Origin of the sequence: Allosphingosinicella sp. (genome assembly GCF_036403745.1) — a bacterium.
Taxonomy (GTDB): domain Bacteria; phylum Pseudomonadota; class Alphaproteobacteria; order Sphingomonadales; family Sphingomonadaceae; genus Allosphingosinicella.
The window spans coordinates 1-15550 of record NZ_DASWQI010000012.1 but is presented as its reverse complement, the minus strand read 5'-3'; the positions used below and the strand labels follow the sequence as shown (position 1 = coordinate 15550).

Here is a 15550-nt window from a genome sequence, read left to right as displayed (position 1 = left end):
TTTGCCACATTCCTGTGGTAGCGCGGGGACGTGAACGCTCCGGCGACCATTTCCCACGAGACGAGACCGCGTTGGCGGCGGCGTGTGTCCGTCGCGCTCCACCGCAGCCGCTTCGTGCCTTTCATCGAGATGGCGACGGTGGCGGCGCTGATCGCCATTGCCGCGGCGAGCTACTGGCTCGTGGTGGATCACGGGCGTTCGGAGACGCTGCTGCGGCCGCCGCTCGTAGCAGCCTTGCTTGTAGCAAATCTCGTCCCGGCCATGGCGCTCATGGTGCTGATCGCCCGCCGAATCGCGATGCGGCGTGCGGCAAGGTCGCCGATTGGGGGGAGGGGGCGCCTCCACGTGCGGCTCGTCGCGTTGTTCTCCGTCATCGCCAGCGTCCCGACGCTGCTGGTGGTCGTGTTCGCATCGCTGCTGTTCCAGTACGGCATGCAGTTCTGGTTTTCAGAGCGCGCGAGGACAGTGCTTGCGAGCGCCGAGAACGTTTCCCAAATTTATGCTCGGGAGCATGACGGCCGGATCCGCATGGATGTCGAAGCCATGGGCGTCGACATGGTCGCTCGGATCAACGAACTCGGCCTGAACTCCAAGCAGTTCGAAGACATTTTCCTGGGCCAAACCGCGGTCAGGCAGTTTTCAGAGGCGGCTATCCTGACCCTTGATCCACGGGGCGTTCTTCATCGCAGGGTCGAGTGGAATCCGGATAAGCGCGCATTGGCAGCTCAGCTCCCCAGGCAGATGCTTGTCGCTCTTCCCGCAGGTCAGGTGCAGGTATTCCAACCCCGCGCCGACAGGATCGAGGGCGTGGTTCGGCTTGATCCACAAGCTGCCATCTATTTCTATGGTGCCCGCGCCATTTCACCGGAAGCCACAACCGCCCTTGCCAAAGCGAGGGATGCGGCAAGCGACTATCAGCGGACGCTCGAGAAATCGCGCAACCTCCAGTTCCGTTTCAACGCTTTGCTCCTGCTCGTCTCGCTGCTCATCGTGGCGATCGCCATCTGGGTTGCGCTCACCGTTGCCGACCGGGTTGTGCGGCCGGTGGCCCAGCTCGTCGATGCCGCCAAGCGGGTAGGGACGGGCGACCTCTCCGCCCGCGTTCCCAAGTCCCGCGTCAATGACGAGGTCGGCACGCTCGCCAACGTGTTTAATCGGATGACCGGCCGTCTTGAGGAGCAGACCGGCGCGCTCGTTTCCGCCAACGCCCAGCTTGAGACGCGGCGGGCGTTCATCGAGGCGGTGCTCTCCGGCGTCACGGCGGGGATCATCTCGGTCGGACAGGACCGCAACGTCAGGCTGATGAACAGCTCGGCCGAGGCGCTCCTCAAGACGCCGAAGGAGCGCGCCGTCGGCCGCAAGCTGGCGGAGCTGGCGCCGGAGCTTGCCGACCAGCTGGACAGCGAGGAGCGCGAGGCGATCGTCCAGTTCGCCTCGCAGGGCGAGCCGCGGACCCTGGCGGTCAAAAGGGTCAAGACCGAGACGGGCTACGTCCTCACCTTCGACGACATTACCGAGCAGCTCCAGGACCAGCGCCGCGCCGCCTGGTCCGACGTCGCCCGCCGCATCGCCCACGAGATCAAGAACCCGCTCACTCCGATCCAGCTCGCCGCCGAGCGGCTGCAGCGGCGCTACGGCAAGGAGATCGCCTCCGATCCCGCCACCTTCGAGCAGCTGACCGGGACCATCGTCCGCCAGGTCGGCGACCTCAGGCGCATGGTCGACGAATTCTCCTCCTTCGCCCGGATGCCCAAGCCGGTGTTCCAGGAGGAGAGGGTGGCCGAGATCGCCCGCCACGCCCTGTTCCTGCACGAGGTGGCGCATCCCGACATCGCCTTCACCCTCGACGCGCCGCAGCCTTCGCCGATCCTGGTCTGCGACCGCCGCCAGCTCGGCCAGGCGCTCACCAACATCGTCAAGAATGCCGTCGAGGCGATCCAGCAGAAGCGCGACGAAGGGAAGGGGAGCGGCGCCGAGGAAGTCGCCATCCGCATCGCCGAGGAGGGCGAGCGGCTCGTCATCGACGTGCGCGACACCGGCGCCGGCCTGCCGCCCGAGCGCAGCCGCCTCACAGAGCCCTACATGACCACCCGGGTGAAGGGCACCGGGCTCGGCCTCGCGATCGTCAAGAAGATCGTCGAGGAACATTATGGCAGCATCGACTTTGAGGACATTGAGGGCGGGGGGACCCTGGTGCGCCTCTCCTTCGACATCGAATCGCTCGCCCGCCTCAGCCCCGGCGCGGCCGAGTTCCACCCCGGCAACAGACTAGCGAACGGTTGAAACGCATGGCGCTCGACATCCTCGTCGTCGACGACGAACAGGACATCAGGGATCTCGTCTCGGGGGTGCTCGAGGACGAAGGCTATGCGGCGCGCACCGCCGCCAACAGCGGCGAGGCGCTCCAGGCGCTGGGCGACCGGCGGCCGTCGCTGGTGCTGCTCGACGTCTGGCTGCAGGGCTCGAAACTGGACGGGCTGCAATTGCTCGAGGAGATCAAGCGCCGCGACTCGACGCTGCCGGTGCTGATGATCTCCGGCCACGGCAACCTGGACACGGCCGTGGCCGCGATTCGCCAGGGCGCGGTCGACTTCATCGAGAAGCCGTTCGAGGCCGGGCACCTCCTCCACCTCGTCGCGCGGGCGACCGAGACGGACCGCCTGCGCCGCGAAAATGCGAGCCTGCGCGCCCAGATCGGCCAGGAGACCGAGCTTACCGGCTCCAGCGTCGCGATCAACGCCGTGCGCGCGACGCTGAAGCGGGTCGCCGGCACCGGCAGCCGGGTGCTGATCACCGGCCCCGCCGGCGTCGGCAAGGAGGTCGCGGCGCGGCTGCTCCACGATTGGTCGAACCGGGCGCGGGCGCCGTTCATCGTCGTCTCGGCGGCGCGGATGACGCCGGAGCGGGTCGAGGAGGAATTGTTCGGCGTGGAAGAGGGGGGCGAGCTCGCCCGCCCGGGCCTGCTCGAACAGGCCCATGGCGGCACGCTCTTCCTCGACGAAATCGCCGACATGCCGATCCCCGCGCAGGCCAAGATCCTGCGCGTCCTCACCGACCAGAGCTTCACCCGCGTCGGCGGCCAGCGGATGGTGAAGGTCGACATGCGCGTCGTCTCGTCGACCTCGCGCCTGCTCGCCGAGGAGATTGCCGGCGGCCGCTTCCGCGAGGACCTTTATTACCGCCTCAACGTGGTTCCCGTACACCTCCCTGCCTTGGCCGAGCGGCGGGAGGACATACCGGAGCTGGTCCAGCATTTCGCGGCCCGCTACGCCGCCGAGCAGCGCCTGGCGACGCCGAACTTCTCCGCCGACGCGGTGGCGGCGCTGCAGGCCTATGACTGGCCCGGCAACGTCCGCCAGCTCAGGAACGTCATCGAGCGGACCATCATCCTTGCGCCGGGCGCCCGCGTCGGCTCGATCGAGATCGACATGCTGCCGCCGGAGATCTTGAACGAGCAGGCGAGCCTCAGCCCGTCCGAGGCGGTGAAGGCGATCATGGGGACGCCGCTGCGGGAAGCGCGCGAGACGTTCGAGCGGGAATATCTGCGGGTTCAGATCCGCCGCTTCTCCGGCAACATCTCCCGCACCGCGAGCTTCATCGGCATGGAGCGCTCGGCGCTGCACCGCAAGCTGAAGGCGTTGGGCATCGGCGACACGCGCGGCGACGGCAACGAATAGGGATTGTGGCGGCCTCTCAGCCGACATGATATTGCGCCCGCGCCGCCCGCACCCCAATTAAGGTGGCGCGTCGCGTGGGGCGCATGCGGCTCGAGCCGCCAATAAGGAGAGTGGTCCAATGGCCGCCGACAAGGTGAACAACCTCCAGGACATGTTCCTGAACAGCCTCCGCCGGTCGAAGACGCCGGTCACCATGTTCCTCGTCAAGGGTGTCAAGCTCCAGGGGATCATCACCTGGTTCGACAATTTCTCGGTGCTGCTGCGCCGCGACGGCCAGGCGCAGCTCATCTACAAGCATGCAATCTCGACGATCATGCCGTCGCACCCGATCGATCTCGCCGAGATCCAGCGCGCGTTCGCCGACCAGGAAGCGCGGCGCAAGGGCGGCTCGCTGCAGGAAGTGTTTCTCGGCGCGGTGCGGCGGGCCGAGGAGCCGGTGACCATGTTCCTCGTGAACGGCGTCATGCTCCAGGGCGAGATCGTCGCCTTCGACCTGTTCTGCATGCTGCTCCAGCGGGAGGCGCTGTCGCAGCTCGTCTACAAGCATGCGGTCTCGACCGTGCAGCCCGAGCATCCGGTGAATTTCCAGGAAGCCGAAGACCAGGAGTCGGCCGCCTGAGCGTCTTCAACAAGGACAGCGCCGACGAGTTCGCGCGTGGCGCCCGCGCCGTCATCGCCTTGCCCGAAATGGGCGGGGAGGGGCGGCGCGATGCCGACGCGCGCCTCGACGAGGCCGCGGGTCTCGCGGGCGCGATCGGCGTCGAGGTCGCGGAGCGGCTGCGCTTTCGCATCCGTCAGCCGCGGCCGGCCACGTTGTTCGGCAAGGGCCAGGTCGAGCAGATCGCCGAAGCGGTGGACCGCGAGGGTGCCGAATTGCTCATCGTCGATGCGCCGATCACGCCCATTCAGCAGAAGAATCTGGAGACCGGCACCAAGGCGAAGGTGATCGACCGCACCGGGCTCATCCTCGAAATCTTCGGCGAGCGCGCGGCGACGGCGGAAGGCCGGCTGCAGGTCGAGCTCGCCCATCTCGATTACCAGGCGGGGCGGCTGGTGCGCAGCTGGACCCACCTCGAGCGCCAGCGTGGCGGCTTCGGCTTCCTCGGGGGCCCCGGCGAAACCCAGATCGAGGCCGACCGCCGCCTGATCCGCGACCGCATGGCCAAGCTCAAGAAGGAACTCGACCAGGTCACCCGCACCCGCGCCCTCCACCGCACCCGGCGGCAGCGGGCGCCGTGGCCGGTGATCGCGCTGGTCGGTTACACCAATGCCGGCAAGTCGACCCTGTTCAACCGGGTGACGCATGCCGACGTCATGGCCGAGAACCTCCTTTTCGCGACCCTCGACCCCACCATGCGGGAAGTGGCGCTGCCCGGGTTCGACAAGGCGATCCTCTCCGACACGGTCGGCTTCATCTCGGAGCTGCCGACGCAGCTCGTCGCGGCCTTCCGGGCGACGCTGGAGGAGGTCATCTCCGCCGATCTGATCGTCCACGTCCGCGACATCTCCCACCCGGATACCGACGCGCAGCGCAGCGACGTCGAGCAGGTGCTGAAGGAGATCGGCGCCGGCGAGGCGGCCGGCCAGGCGAGGCTGGAGGCCTGGAACAAGATCGACCTGCTCGACGCCGAGGAGGCGGATCGCGTCCGCGCCGAAGCCGCGCGCCGCGAGGACGTCGTGCTGCTCTCGGCGCTGACCGGGAAAGGCGTCGACGACCTCCTGGAATGCGCCGGCAACCACCTCAGGAAGGGCGCCAAGCTGCGCACCGTGACGTTGCCGGTCGGCGAAGGCGAGGCGATCGCCTGGCTCCACGCCCACGGTGAGGTGGTGAGCCTGCACACCGAGGGCCTGGAGACGATCGTCGAGGTCCGCATGTCAGACAGCGACTGGGCCCGCTTCGACGCCCGCCGCGCGGAGGCCTGATCGGCTCCGCGTCAGGAGGCGGAGAGGTCCCGCTTTGCCTGCTGCCAGAGCGCCTCCAGCGCGTCGATATCCATATTGTTCAGAGGCTTGTCGGCAATCGCTTCGACACGTCGGAAGCGGGCTTCGAACTTGGCGCTGGCCTCGCGAAGCGCGGCTTCGGGATCGACGCGGAGGTGGCGGGCGTAATTGACGACGCTGAACAGGAGATCGCCGAGCTCGGCGGCCCGTTCGGCGTCTGACGTCGCGGCGTCGATCTCGGCGAGCTCCTCGTCGATCTTCGCACGGGGGCCCGCCGCGTCGGGCCAGTCGAAGCCAATGCGGGCGGCGCGCTTCTGGAGTTTCTCGGCGCGCTTGAGGGCCGGTAGCGCCTTGGCGACGTGGGCGAGGGCGCTTGTGTCGTCCTCACGGTCGCCGCGCTCGGCGGCCTTGAGGGCCTCCCAGCCGGGGCTGGCGGCGGCGGTGCCGAAGATGTGGGGGTGGCGGCGGACCATCTTGTCGCAGATGGACGCCATGACGTCAGCGAGAGTGAAGGCGCCGCGCTCCTCGGCGATGCGGGCGTGGTAGACGATTTGGAGCTGGAGGTCGCCAAGCTCGTCCTTCAAGTCCGCCATGTCGCCGCGCTCGATGGCGTCGGCGACTTCATAGGCTTCCTCGATCGTGTAGGGCGCGATCGTCTCGAAGGTCTGGACCTTGTCCCACTCGCAGCCGCGCTCCGAATCGCGGAGGCGTCCCATGATGGCGGCGAGATCGGCGAGAGAGGGGGCGGATGTTGGGGAAGTTGCCACGCATGCGGCCTTTCTCAAAGTGCGATAATATACATTATGTAAAATACAGACGGTGCCGGGAGAGGCGAAAAGGCGCCCCGGCGTGACGTCACGGCTTCAGCACCAGCCACTGCCCGTCGACGCTCCAGCCCTTCAACGACGACAGGAAGTTCATGCCGAGCACGTTCGTGTCGCCAAACGCCGGCGAAACATGGACCGGGAAGTCGGTGCGCCGGATCGTGCCGACCTCGAGCAGGCCGACGTCGCCACGTTCGGCCTTCACCACGCCGTTCGCCGTCTCTACCATCACCGGCAATCCGCCGGACGTGTCGATGCCAGCCTTGGCGGCGGTGGCGGCCGTAAGGCTCGTCATCGTCGCGCCGCTGTCGATCAGGAAATGCACCGGCTGGGCGTTCACCTTCGCGTTCACCCAGAAATGCCCGTCCTCGGCCTTGTGGATGCGCAGTTCCTTGCCTTTGGCGACGACCGCCCCCTCGCCACGGCTGAGCTCCAGGACATGGCGGCCGAGGGAGACGAAATCGTCCTTCATCGCAAACACCACGAACGCCGCGGCGAAGATCAGGACCCAGGACGCCGCCATCTTGAGGGTACTGCCGAGCGGCAGGCGCCGCGCAGCGAGCGAGCTGACGACGAGGACCAGAAAACCGAGCAGGTAGAGAGCGTTGAGCGCCTGATCGGCGCCGTCGCTCACGCCGGATCTCCGAGCGCGATCTCCATCCCGTCATAGGCGGGCTCGACGCCCGGCGGCAGCTCGGCCATCAGCGTGTCGTAATCCATGCTGTTGTCCATGTGGGTGAGCAGCGCCCTCCCCGGCTTCAGCCGCTCGATCCATTGCAGCGCCTGGCCGAGGCTGGGATGCGTGGGGTGCGGCCGGCGCCGCAGCGTGTCGACGATCCACAGGTCCGTTCCCTGAAACCGGCTCTCCATTTCCGGCGTCAAGTCGCTGAAATCCGTTGAATAAACCACTGTAGCCCCGCCCGCGTCGAAGCGCAGGCCCGCCGATGTGATCGGCCCGTGCGGCTGGTCGACGGTGCGCACCGAGATGCCGCCAATATTGATGTGGTCGGGCAACGGCCTGAGGTCGACGACGGCGGGATAGCCGTCCTTGCCGTCGAAGGCATAAGCGAAGCGCTGCTTCAGCACCTCGAGCGTATCGGGGCGCGCAAAGCCGGACACGGGGCGGCCGCGGGCATGGTAGAGCTGCCGCAAATCGTCGATGCCGTGGCAATGGTCGGCATGGTCGTGCGTCCACAGCACCGCCTCGACGCCGGTCACATTCGCGTCGAGCAACTGCTCGCGCAGGTCCGGCCCGGTGTCGACGAGAATCTGCGTCGCGCCGTAGCGCACCAGGATAGCGACGCGCCGGCGGCGGTTCTTCGGGTTCGAGGGGTCGCACAGCCCCCAGTCGTTGCCGACCCGCGGAACGCCCGACGACGTGCCGCAGCCGAGGATGCGGACCTCTAGCATGACGCCACTTTCGAAAAGAGTGCCCGGAAGTTGGCGAAGGTGGTTTCGGCGAGCGCCTCGACCTTCACATTGCGCAAAGCCGCCACGAACCTCGCGGTGTCCGCCACGAACGCGGGCTCGCACGGCCTCCCCCGATGCGGCACCGGCGCGAGGAACGGACTGTCGGTCTCGATCAGCAGCCGCTCGATCGGGATCGTCTTCGCCGTTTCCTGCAGGTCCTTGGCGTTCTTGAACGTCACGATGCCGGATAGTGAGATGTAAAGCCCTAGATCCAGTGCCTTGCGGGCGAAGTCTGCGCTGGCGGTGAAACAGTGAATGACGCCCGGGAAGGCCCCCTTCCCCATCTCCTCGGCGAGGATCGCGGCGGTGTCGTCCTCGGCGTCGCGGGTGTGGACGATGATCGGGAGGCCGGTGTCGCGGGCGGCCGCAATGTGGGCGCGAAACGAGGCGCGCTGCCGGTCGCGGTCCGAATGGTCGTAGTAGAAATCCAGCCCGCTCTCGCCGATCCCCACCACCCGCGGATGCGCTGCCTTCTCGACCAGCGTCGCGGTCTGCACGTCGGGATGCGAATCCGCCTCGTGCGGATGGATCCCGACCGACGCCCAGACGTCACCCTCCCGCTCGGCCACGGCGATGACGTCATCCCACTCGCTCTCGCGCGTCGAGATGTTGAGCATCGCCCCGACCCCGGCGGCGCGGGCGCGGGCGAGCACCCCCTGCTGGTCCTCGACGAGACCCTTGTAGTTGAGGTGGCAATGGCTGTCGGCGAACATGGCCGGCATGTAGGGCCTCGCGCCCGCGCCGTCATCCTCCAAGCGGCCGCTCAAGTGTCGGCCGCGCGCCGCCCGGCGGGAAGCTCCAGCGGATAGGCCGTGCTCGCCTTGACCCGCTCCATGACGAAGCGGGAGGTAACGTTGCGCATCGGCACGGCTTCGACAAGGCGGCGATAGAAAAGGTCGAAATGCGCCATGTCGCGGACCGCGACGCGGAGCAGATAGTCGGTCTCGCCGGCCATGCGGAAGACGTCGAGCACCTCCGGGATTGCCGAGGCCGTGGCGGCGAAGTGACGCAGCCAGGCGTCGCTATGGTCGTGCGCCTGGATTTCGACGAAGACAGTGAGGCCGAGACCCACCGCCTCCGGGCTCAGGATCGCGACGGTGCGGTCGATCACGCCATCCGAGCGCAGACGCTGGATGCGCCGCCAGCATGGCGTCTGCGACAGTCCGACGGCCGCGGCGATTTCGGCGACGGCCCGGGTCGCGTCCTCTTGCAGGAGAGCAAGGATGCGGCGGTCGATCGTGTCCAACGTTCGGGGCATTTTGGAAGTTTCTCCTCATCGGGTGCGACGTCAGGAGCAGCGTCGTGCTTTCTTGCTGCACAGGCTTGCACGGCGACGGTCCTCCCATCAAGTTTCACGTGCTCGATTAGAAGAATCTTCCAGTTGCCACTTGAGGAGCCTGTGCTCGCCATGTCGACCCTGCCCGCCCGCCGCACCTCCTTCGGGCTCCAGGTCCTGCTTGGGATGGCCGCCGGCATCGCGCTGGGTGCCGTCGCCCGCGCCTGGCCCGCCGACACCGCGGCGCTGCGCACCCTCCTCGACCTCACCGGCACCAGCTTCGTGCAGCTGCTGAAGGTCGTGGTACCGCCGCTCGTCGTCACCGCGGTGATCGCCAGCGTCGCCCGCGCCGGCAGCCTCGCCAACGGTCCCCGCCTCGCCGCCCGCACCCTGCTCTGGTTCGCGATCACCTCGGCGCTTGCCGTGTCGGTGGGACTCCTGCTCGGCACGCTGCTGGAGCCGGGACGCCATGCCGGGGCCACGGCCGCGCCGGTCGCCCCCTCCGCCCTCGGCGGCTGGACCGACTTCCTGAAAAGCCTGATACCTTCGAACGTGCTCGGCCTTCAGGCCTCGACCAGCGCTGGCGCGAACGGCGCGGCCAAGACCACGCTCGCCTTCAACGTCCTCCAGCTGATGGTGATCAGTCTCGCCGTCGGCGTCGCCGCGCAGCGCCTCGGCCCGCGCGGCCGTGCCGTCTTCGCCGCGGCGGAGACCGGCTATGCACTTGTGCGGGTCGTGGTCAGGTGGGTGATCGCCTTGACCCCGATCGGCACTGCCGCTCTCCTGGGCACCGCCGTCGCCACCTATGGCTGGACGTCGGTGGCGAGCCTCGGCCGCTTCGTCCTCGCCGTCTATCTCGGCCTCGGCATAGTCCTCTTCCTGATCTACCCGGCTTTGCTCGCCGCGCACGGTCTCCCCGTCCGCCGCTTCTTCGCCACCGTGTGGCCGGCGGTGCAGCTCGGCTTCGTGTCGCGCTCCTCGCTCGGCACCCTGCCGGTGACCGAGGAGCGCGCGCTCGCCCTCGGCGTCTCGCGCGACTACGCCGCCTTCGCGGTGCCGCTCGGCGCCACTACCAAGATGGACGGATGCGCCGCCATCTACCCCGCGGTCGCGGCCCTGTTCGTCGCCCAATTCTATGGCGTCGCGCTTGGCCCCGCCGGCTATGCGCTGATTGCTCTCGTGTCGGTGCTCGGCTCGACCGCCACCGCGGGCGCGACCGGCGCGACGGTAATGCTCACCCTCACCCTCTCCACCCTCGGCCTTCCGCTGGAGGGCGCCGGGCTGCTGCTGGCGATCGATCCGATCCTCGACATGGGGCGGACGGCGGTAAACGTCGCGGGCCAAATCCTCGTCCCCTATGTCGTGGCACAGCGCGAGGGCCTGCTCGATCCGCTGACCCATCTCCCGCCAAAGCCGGCGCCTGCCGTGCCGGTCGGCTTTTGACCTGCGGGAGCCACGTCCGCTAGCAGGGGCGCTTCGATGGGGGACTCCGAATGAAGCGCACCTTCTACCTCGCCCGCCTCTGCGCCGCCGCGCTGGCGCTTGCGCCTGCCGCGGCCTTCGCCGAGCGGTGGACGTTCCAGCATGTAACCTTGATCGACGGCACCGGCGCCGCGCCGCGGCCCGATATGACCGTCGTGGTCGACGGCGACCGGTTCGTCGAAATCATCCCCACCGCCCGCGCCGGTGCGCCCACGGGGCGGGTGATCGACGGCCGGGGCAAATATCTGATCCCCGGGCTGATGGACATCCACATCCACCTCGCCGGCTCGGTGGCGCCCGCCGTGCCCGGAGGGGCGCCGGCGGTCGACCGCGAGGCGGCGCTGCAGGCGCTGGCGAGCTTCCTCTATTGCGGCGTCACCACCGTGCTCGACGTCGGCAACGACCCCACCAACATCCTGCCGCTGCGCGCGGACGAGCGCGCCGGGCGGATCCTGGCGCCGCACCTCTTCGCGACCGGCAGCCTCGTCACCTATCCGGGCAGCCACGGCACCGCGATGGCGGTGAACGTGACGAGCTGGCCCGAGGCGCGCATCGCCCTGCAGGCGCAATGGGAGACGCAGCGGCCCGACGTCCAGAAGATCACCTATGACGATGAAGGCTGGGGCGCGCGGCCGCTGATCCCGATCCTGCCGAAGGACCTCCTCCAGCACATCATCGAATTCTACAACGACCATGGGGTCCGCACGACCGTCCACATCTCGAACGAATCGCGGGCGCGCGAGGCGATCTACTCGGGCGTCGACACGCTCGCCCACACACCGGCGCAGGGCCCGGTCACCGACGCCTTCGTCCGGCTGCTCGCGGCCAAGCAACTGCCGACCGCGAGCACGATGACGATCGGCGACAATTATGGCCGCGTCCACGACCATTCCGACTTCCTCGACCAGCCTTTCTACGTAGCGACGATGCGGCCCGCCCAGCGCGCCGAGCTGAAGCGCATCGCGGCGACGGGCGGCGAAACGGCGCTGAAGGGCAGTCCGGACGTCTACCGCCGCGCCTGGCGTAGGTATTGGCAGACCCAGACGCCGATCCTCGAGGACAATCTCCGCCGCATCGCCGCAGCGGGCGGCGTGGTCGCCCTCGGCACCGACGGCACCAACGGCGCCGCCACCCACCGTGAGCTCGAACTCCTGTCCCAGGCGGGCATCCCGAACCTGCAGGTGATCAGGATCGCCACCTACAACGCCGCGCGCCTGCTCGGCCGGCAGGACGAGATGGGAAGCATCGCCGAAGGCAAGATCGCCGACGCGGTGCTGCTCGATGCGGACCCCGTTGCGAATATCGACAATGCCAAGAAGATCGCGCTGGTGATGAAAAGCGGGACCATCGTCGACGAATCCCGCCTCCCCCTCGCCGGCGGCCCCCAGCGCCGGCGCTACGCGTCCGGCAGGTGATCGTTCTTCGCCAACCTCCAGTGCCGCGCACTAAGGCCGCCGCGGGGCCTCACACCGGCCATAGTCGTGCCGCGACGGAAATCCTGTCGCACCCGAAATAAAAGTCGCGCGGCACTCAAATAGACTTCGTGCGTTGGGGCGGTAACATGGCTTTTCCGCCCTTGCGGAAAACCACTCCAGAGTATCGGAGGCTGTATGCGCGAGGCTTGTATGCCGTTCGTGCGGCGCTTTACTGTTGCCGCTCTTCTTGCCCTCTCACCCTTGGCTGCCGCACAGGCCGCGACCGGACTGACCCCCGCCTCCGCGGCGACGAGCGTCGCGCCGGGGCGCTTCGTGTGGCGCGAGGATGCCGCCGCGGCGGCGGGACCGCTGCGCGTGCTGGTCAGCCTGCCGCTGCAGCTCGCCTTCGTGTTCAAGGGCAGTGCGCTGGTCGGCGTCTCAAGCGTGTCGAGCGGCGTCGCCGGCTACGACACGCCGACCGGCACGTTCACGATCCTGCAGAAGGACAAGGACCACAAGTCCAACATCTACGACGACGCGCCGATGCCCTACATGCTGCGCCTGACCTGGGACGGCGTTGCGCTCCACGCGGGGAAGGTCACCGGCGAGCGCGCCTCGCACGGCTGCGTCCGCCTCCCCGCCGCCTTCGCGCGCAAGCTGTTCGACATCGCCGATCTGGGGGCGACGGTCTCGGTCCTCGACGAGGTCCCCGACTTCGTCCAGCAGGCGCCGGCCCCTGAGCCCGACGCCGCGGAGACGGCCGAGACGGCGAGCCGCTGAGCTTGGGGACAGTCACAAGTGACTGTCCCCTCCCCCTAGACCAGCTCGTTGCGGCGGATCAGTTCGCGGTACCAGGCGGCGCTCAATTTGGGCAGGCGGCGCTGGGTCTTGAAGTCGACATAGTGGATGCCGAAGCGCTTGGCGTAGCCGTCCGCCCATTCGAAATTGTCCATCAGGCTCCACAGGAAATAGCCCTTGAGCGGATAGCCTTCCGCCACCGCGCGCTGCATGTGGCCGAGGTAATTGCGAAGGTACATGACGCGGTCGGAATCGTCGATGCGCCCGGCCACCAGCGGGTCGTCCGCCGAGCAGCCGTTCTCCGAGATGTAGAGCGTCTTCGGCTTCCACAATTCGCTGACGTACCGCACCGCCCAATAGGCGACCTCGGGCCCGACGTAGAGCCATGGCGAGGCCATGCGCGGTGAGGATTCGAGGTGCGGGAGGATCGCGTAGCCGCGCGGGCCGGGATCGGCGCGGACATATTGCGGGGTGTAGACATTGATCGCGACGAAATCGAGCGGAGTGCCGATCGCCGCCATGTCGCCGGGCTGGACCTTGGGCGCCGCCGCGCCGGCCTCGCGCAGATAGGAATCGAGGTAGCGGCCCTCCAGCACGGCGGTAAGGAACGGCGCATTGTCGTCGCGGGTCGCGCGGCGGGCGGCGTCGATATGTTCTTGAGTCTCGATCGCCGGCACGAAGAAATTGGCGTTTTCGGCGAGGCCGACCTGCGTCCCCGGCCGCGCATAGGCGCGGATGGCGCGGACGGCGAGACCGTGGGCGAGGACGCCGTGGTGGCGCACCTGGTTCGCCTCGGCGTCGGGCAGCTTCATCCCCGGCGCGTGGATCCCGGCCTTGTGGCCGAGATCGGTGAAGCAGCGTATCTCGTTGGTCGTCATGAAATTGTGGACGCGGTCCGACAGTTTCGACGCGGCGTAGCCGGCATAATCGGCGAAGGCCTGCGCCGTGTCGCGGTTGCGCCAGCCGCCCGGCAGCGCCTCCGGCAGGTCCCAGTGGAACAGGGTGACGTAGGGCGTGATGCCGTTCTCGAGGAGGTTGTCGACCACCCGCTGGTAATGGTCGATGCCCTTCGGGTTCGCCTTCCCCCGCCCCTCCGGGAAGATGCGCGACCAGGCCAGCGACATCCGGTAGGTCGAGACGCCGAGCGCTTTCAGCAGCTTCGTGTCTTCCTTGAAGAGATGATAGCTGTCGTTGGCGACGTCGCCGGTGTCGCCGTTCGCGACCCGTCCCGGCGTGTGCGAGAAGACGTCCCAGTTGGTGAGCCCGCGCCCGTCTTCCTTGACCGCGCCTTCGATCTGGTAGGAGGCCGTCGCGCAGCCCCATTTGAACCCGTCCGGAAAGCGCCGGTGCATCGGCCGGAGCGCGGCCGCCACCGGGGCCGCCGCCCCCGCCTTGCCCGCCGCCAGCGCCGCCGCTGCCGCACCCAGTGTCTTGCCGATGTCGCGCCGTGAAATGCCGCTCATAACCTCTCCCGATTTGCCCCTGCTGCTTAGCATCGGGCGCGGCGGCGGCGAGAGGAAATATCGCGCGCAAAAGGCATCGACGGGCGGTTGGACCGCGGCTTAGGATTGCGAGCCGCAATAGGAGTATCGTCCATGACCGAGCTCGACCGCAGAACCGCCCTCTTGACCCTCGGCGCCGGCCTCGCCGCCGCGGCACCCGCCTCGCTTCATGCCGCGCCGGTGGCCGCCGCCGGACTGCTTGCCGCGCCCGCCTTCCGGGGGATGCACCAGCCGAGGCCCCTCCCCTTCGATCCAGCCAAGCTGCACGGCCTGTCGGAGCGGCTGATCCGCTCGCATTGGGAGAATAATTATAGCGGCTCGGTGAAGGCGCTGAACCTCATCGAGGGCCGCCTCGCCGCGGCGCTCGCCGACAAGGACTTCCCGCCGCTCGTCTATGGCGACCTGAAGCGCGAGGAGCTGCACCGCACCGGCTCCGTCGTCCTCCACGAACTCTATTTCGCCAACCTCGGTGGCGACGGACGGGCAGCCGGGGGCATCCAACAGGCGCTGGCGCAGGCCTTCGGGTCCTTCGGGGACTGGGAGACGGATTTCCGCCGCACCGCCCTCGCGCTCGCCGGCGGCTCGGGCTGGGCTCTGCTCGCCTTCAACGCCCACACCGGCTCGCTCCACAATTACTGGATGTGGGACCATATGCACGCCCCGGCGAGCGGCATCCCGCTCCTCGCACTCGACATGTACGAACATAGCTATCACATGGATTTCGGCGCTGCTGCAGCGCGTTATATCGACGTCTTCATGACTAATGTGAATTGGGAGGAGGTGGACCGCCGCTTCCGGCGTGCCACCGCGGCGTGACGGCTACGCAAGCCTCCGCGCCTGCACCGCACGGCATCAGCCCCGGCGAGGCGACGCGTGTGTGGGCGCGGATCGCGTTGCTGAGCTTCGGTGGGCCGGCGGGGCAGATCGCGGTGATGCACCGCATTCTCGTCGAGGAGAAGCGGTGGATCGGCGACGCGCGGTTCCTGCATGCGCTGAACTTCTGCATGCTGCTGCCGGGGCCGGAGGCGCAGCAGCTCGCAATCTATATCGGCTGGCTGCTGCATCGGACGAAAGGCGGCCTGATCGCAGGCACGCTGTTCGTGCTGCCCGGCTTCGTCGCGATCATGATCCTGTCGTGGCTCTACGCCTTGCTCGGCAATGTGGC

General features: G+C 68.1%; 14 protein-coding genes and 1 pseudogene. 9 read left to right on the top strand and 6 right to left on the bottom strand.

The features are described 5' to 3' along the window. The first annotated feature begins 84 nt into the window (after positions 1-84). The 4 genes and pseudogenes from VGC56_RS01915 to hflX all read left to right on the top strand — a co-directional run bounded on the left by VGC56_RS01915 (position 85) and on the right by hflX (position 5600). Complete coding sequence (locus VGC56_RS01915) at positions 85-2283, top strand: sensor histidine kinase NtrY-like (RefSeq protein WP_464122873.1); 2199 nt, start codon at positions 85-87, stop codon at positions 2281-2283. Between the two features lie 5 nt (positions 2284-2288). Beyond that, positions 2289-3677, top strand: coding sequence for a nitrogen assimilation response regulator NtrX (gene ntrX, locus VGC56_RS01910; protein ID WP_464122872.1), 1389 nt, complete (start codon positions 2289-2291; stop codon positions 3675-3677). Between the two features lie 100 nt (positions 3678-3777). Then, positions 3778-4296 (top strand): annotated as a pseudogene (hfq, locus tag VGC56_RS01905) (RNA chaperone Hfq); the annotation flags it as partial. Then, positions 4293-5600, top strand: coding sequence for a GTPase HflX (gene hflX, locus VGC56_RS01900; RefSeq protein ID WP_464122893.1), 1308 nt, complete (start codon positions 4293-4295; stop codon positions 5598-5600). The pseudogene hfq and the gene hflX, both read left to right, overlap by 4 nt. A gap of 11 nt (positions 5601-5611) precedes the next feature. On the opposite strand, the gene mazG is transcribed toward hflX, so the two are convergent. From mazG to VGC56_RS01875, 5 genes are all read right to left on the bottom strand, one after another. Then, entirely contained in the window at positions 5612-6385 is a 774-nt protein-coding gene (gene mazG, locus VGC56_RS01895; RefSeq protein ID WP_464122871.1) for a nucleoside triphosphate pyrophosphohydrolase, read from the bottom strand. Positions 6386-6473: 88 nt separating this feature from the next. Beyond that, entirely contained in the window at positions 6474-7076 is a 603-nt protein-coding gene (locus tag VGC56_RS01890; protein WP_464122870.1) for a retropepsin-like aspartic protease family protein, read from the bottom strand. Continuing rightward, positions 7073-7852, bottom strand: coding sequence for an MBL fold metallo-hydrolase (locus tag VGC56_RS01885; protein WP_464122869.1), 780 nt, complete (start codon positions 7850-7852; stop codon positions 7073-7075). Before VGC56_RS01885 ends, VGC56_RS01890 begins: the two co-directional genes overlap by 4 nt. Beyond that, positions 7846-8625 (bottom strand): TatD family hydrolase, encoded by a 780-nt coding sequence (locus VGC56_RS01880; RefSeq protein WP_464122868.1) that lies wholly within the window; start codon positions 8623-8625, stop codon positions 7846-7848. Before VGC56_RS01880 ends, VGC56_RS01885 begins: the two co-directional genes overlap by 7 nt. Positions 8626-8675: 50 nt before the next feature. Continuing rightward, positions 8676-9170 (bottom strand): Lrp/AsnC family transcriptional regulator, encoded by a 495-nt coding sequence (locus tag VGC56_RS01875; protein WP_464122867.1) that lies wholly within the window; start codon positions 9168-9170, stop codon positions 8676-8678. Between the two features lie 150 nt (positions 9171-9320). On the opposite strand from VGC56_RS01875, the gene VGC56_RS01870 reads away from it, so the two are divergent. From VGC56_RS01870 to VGC56_RS01860, 3 genes are all read left to right on the top strand, one after another. Continuing rightward, the gene (locus tag VGC56_RS01870) at positions 9321-10631 is read left to right on the top strand and encodes a dicarboxylate/amino acid:cation symporter (protein ID WP_464122866.1); all 1311 of its coding nucleotides are present in this window, start codon (positions 9321-9323) and stop codon (positions 10629-10631) included. A 50-nt stretch (positions 10632-10681) separates the two neighbouring features. After that, on the top strand, positions 10682-12085 hold the full coding sequence (locus VGC56_RS01865) for an amidohydrolase family protein (RefSeq protein ID WP_464122865.1): 1404 nt from the start codon (positions 10682-10684) through the stop codon (positions 12083-12085). A gap of 195 nt (positions 12086-12280) precedes the next feature. After that, positions 12281-12865, top strand: coding sequence for a L,D-transpeptidase family protein (locus VGC56_RS01860; protein ID WP_464122864.1), 585 nt, complete (start codon positions 12281-12283; stop codon positions 12863-12865). Positions 12866-12900: 35 nt separating this feature from the next. Here the strand turns inward: VGC56_RS01860 and VGC56_RS01855 are convergent, their stop codons facing one another. After that, entirely contained in the window at positions 12901-14346 is a 1446-nt protein-coding gene (locus tag VGC56_RS01855) for a GH1 family beta-glucosidase (RefSeq protein WP_464122863.1), read from the bottom strand. A 132-nt stretch (positions 14347-14478) separates the two neighbouring features. On the opposite strand from VGC56_RS01855, the gene VGC56_RS01850 reads away from it, so the two are divergent. Both VGC56_RS01850 and VGC56_RS01845 read left to right on the top strand, forming a co-directional pair. Beyond that, the gene (locus tag VGC56_RS01850) at positions 14479-15201 is read left to right on the top strand and encodes a superoxide dismutase (RefSeq protein WP_464122862.1); all 723 of its coding nucleotides are present in this window, start codon (positions 14479-14481) and stop codon (positions 15199-15201) included. After that, a partial coding sequence (locus tag VGC56_RS01845) for a chromate transporter (protein ID WP_464122861.1) occupies positions 15198-15550 on the top strand: 353 nt, incomplete at its 3' end. The genes VGC56_RS01850 and VGC56_RS01845, both read left to right, overlap by 4 nt.

What these genes read in the sequence shown, in the direction of transcription:
- ntrX (WP_464122872.1), top strand. Translation starts at nt 2,289, where the DNA reads ATGGCGCTCGACATCCTCGTCGTCGACGACGAACAGGACATCAGGGAT.
- VGC56_RS01885 (WP_464122869.1), bottom strand. Translation starts at nt 7,852, where the DNA reads ATGCTAGAGGTCCGCATCCTCGGCTGCGGCACGTCGTCGGGCGTTCCG.
- VGC56_RS01880 (WP_464122868.1), bottom strand. Translation starts at nt 8,625, where the DNA reads ATGTTCGCCGACAGCCATTGCCACCTCAACTACAAGGGTCTCGTCGAG.
- VGC56_RS01875 (WP_464122867.1), bottom strand. Translation starts at nt 9,170, where the DNA reads ATGCCCCGAACGTTGGACACGATCGACCGCCGCATCCTTGCTCTCCTG.
- VGC56_RS01870 (WP_464122866.1), top strand. Translation starts at nt 9,321, where the DNA reads ATGTCGACCCTGCCCGCCCGCCGCACCTCCTTCGGGCTCCAGGTCCTG.
- VGC56_RS01865 (WP_464122865.1), top strand. Translation starts at nt 10,682, where the DNA reads ATGAAGCGCACCTTCTACCTCGCCCGCCTCTGCGCCGCCGCGCTGGCG.
- VGC56_RS01860 (WP_464122864.1), top strand. Translation starts at nt 12,281, where the DNA reads ATGCGCGAGGCTTGTATGCCGTTCGTGCGGCGCTTTACTGTTGCCGCT.
- VGC56_RS01855 (WP_464122863.1), bottom strand. Translation starts at nt 14,346, where the DNA reads ATGAGCGGCATTTCACGGCGCGACATCGGCAAGACACTGGGTGCGGCA.
- VGC56_RS01850 (WP_464122862.1), top strand. Translation starts at nt 14,479, where the DNA reads ATGACCGAGCTCGACCGCAGAACCGCCCTCTTGACCCTCGGCGCCGGC.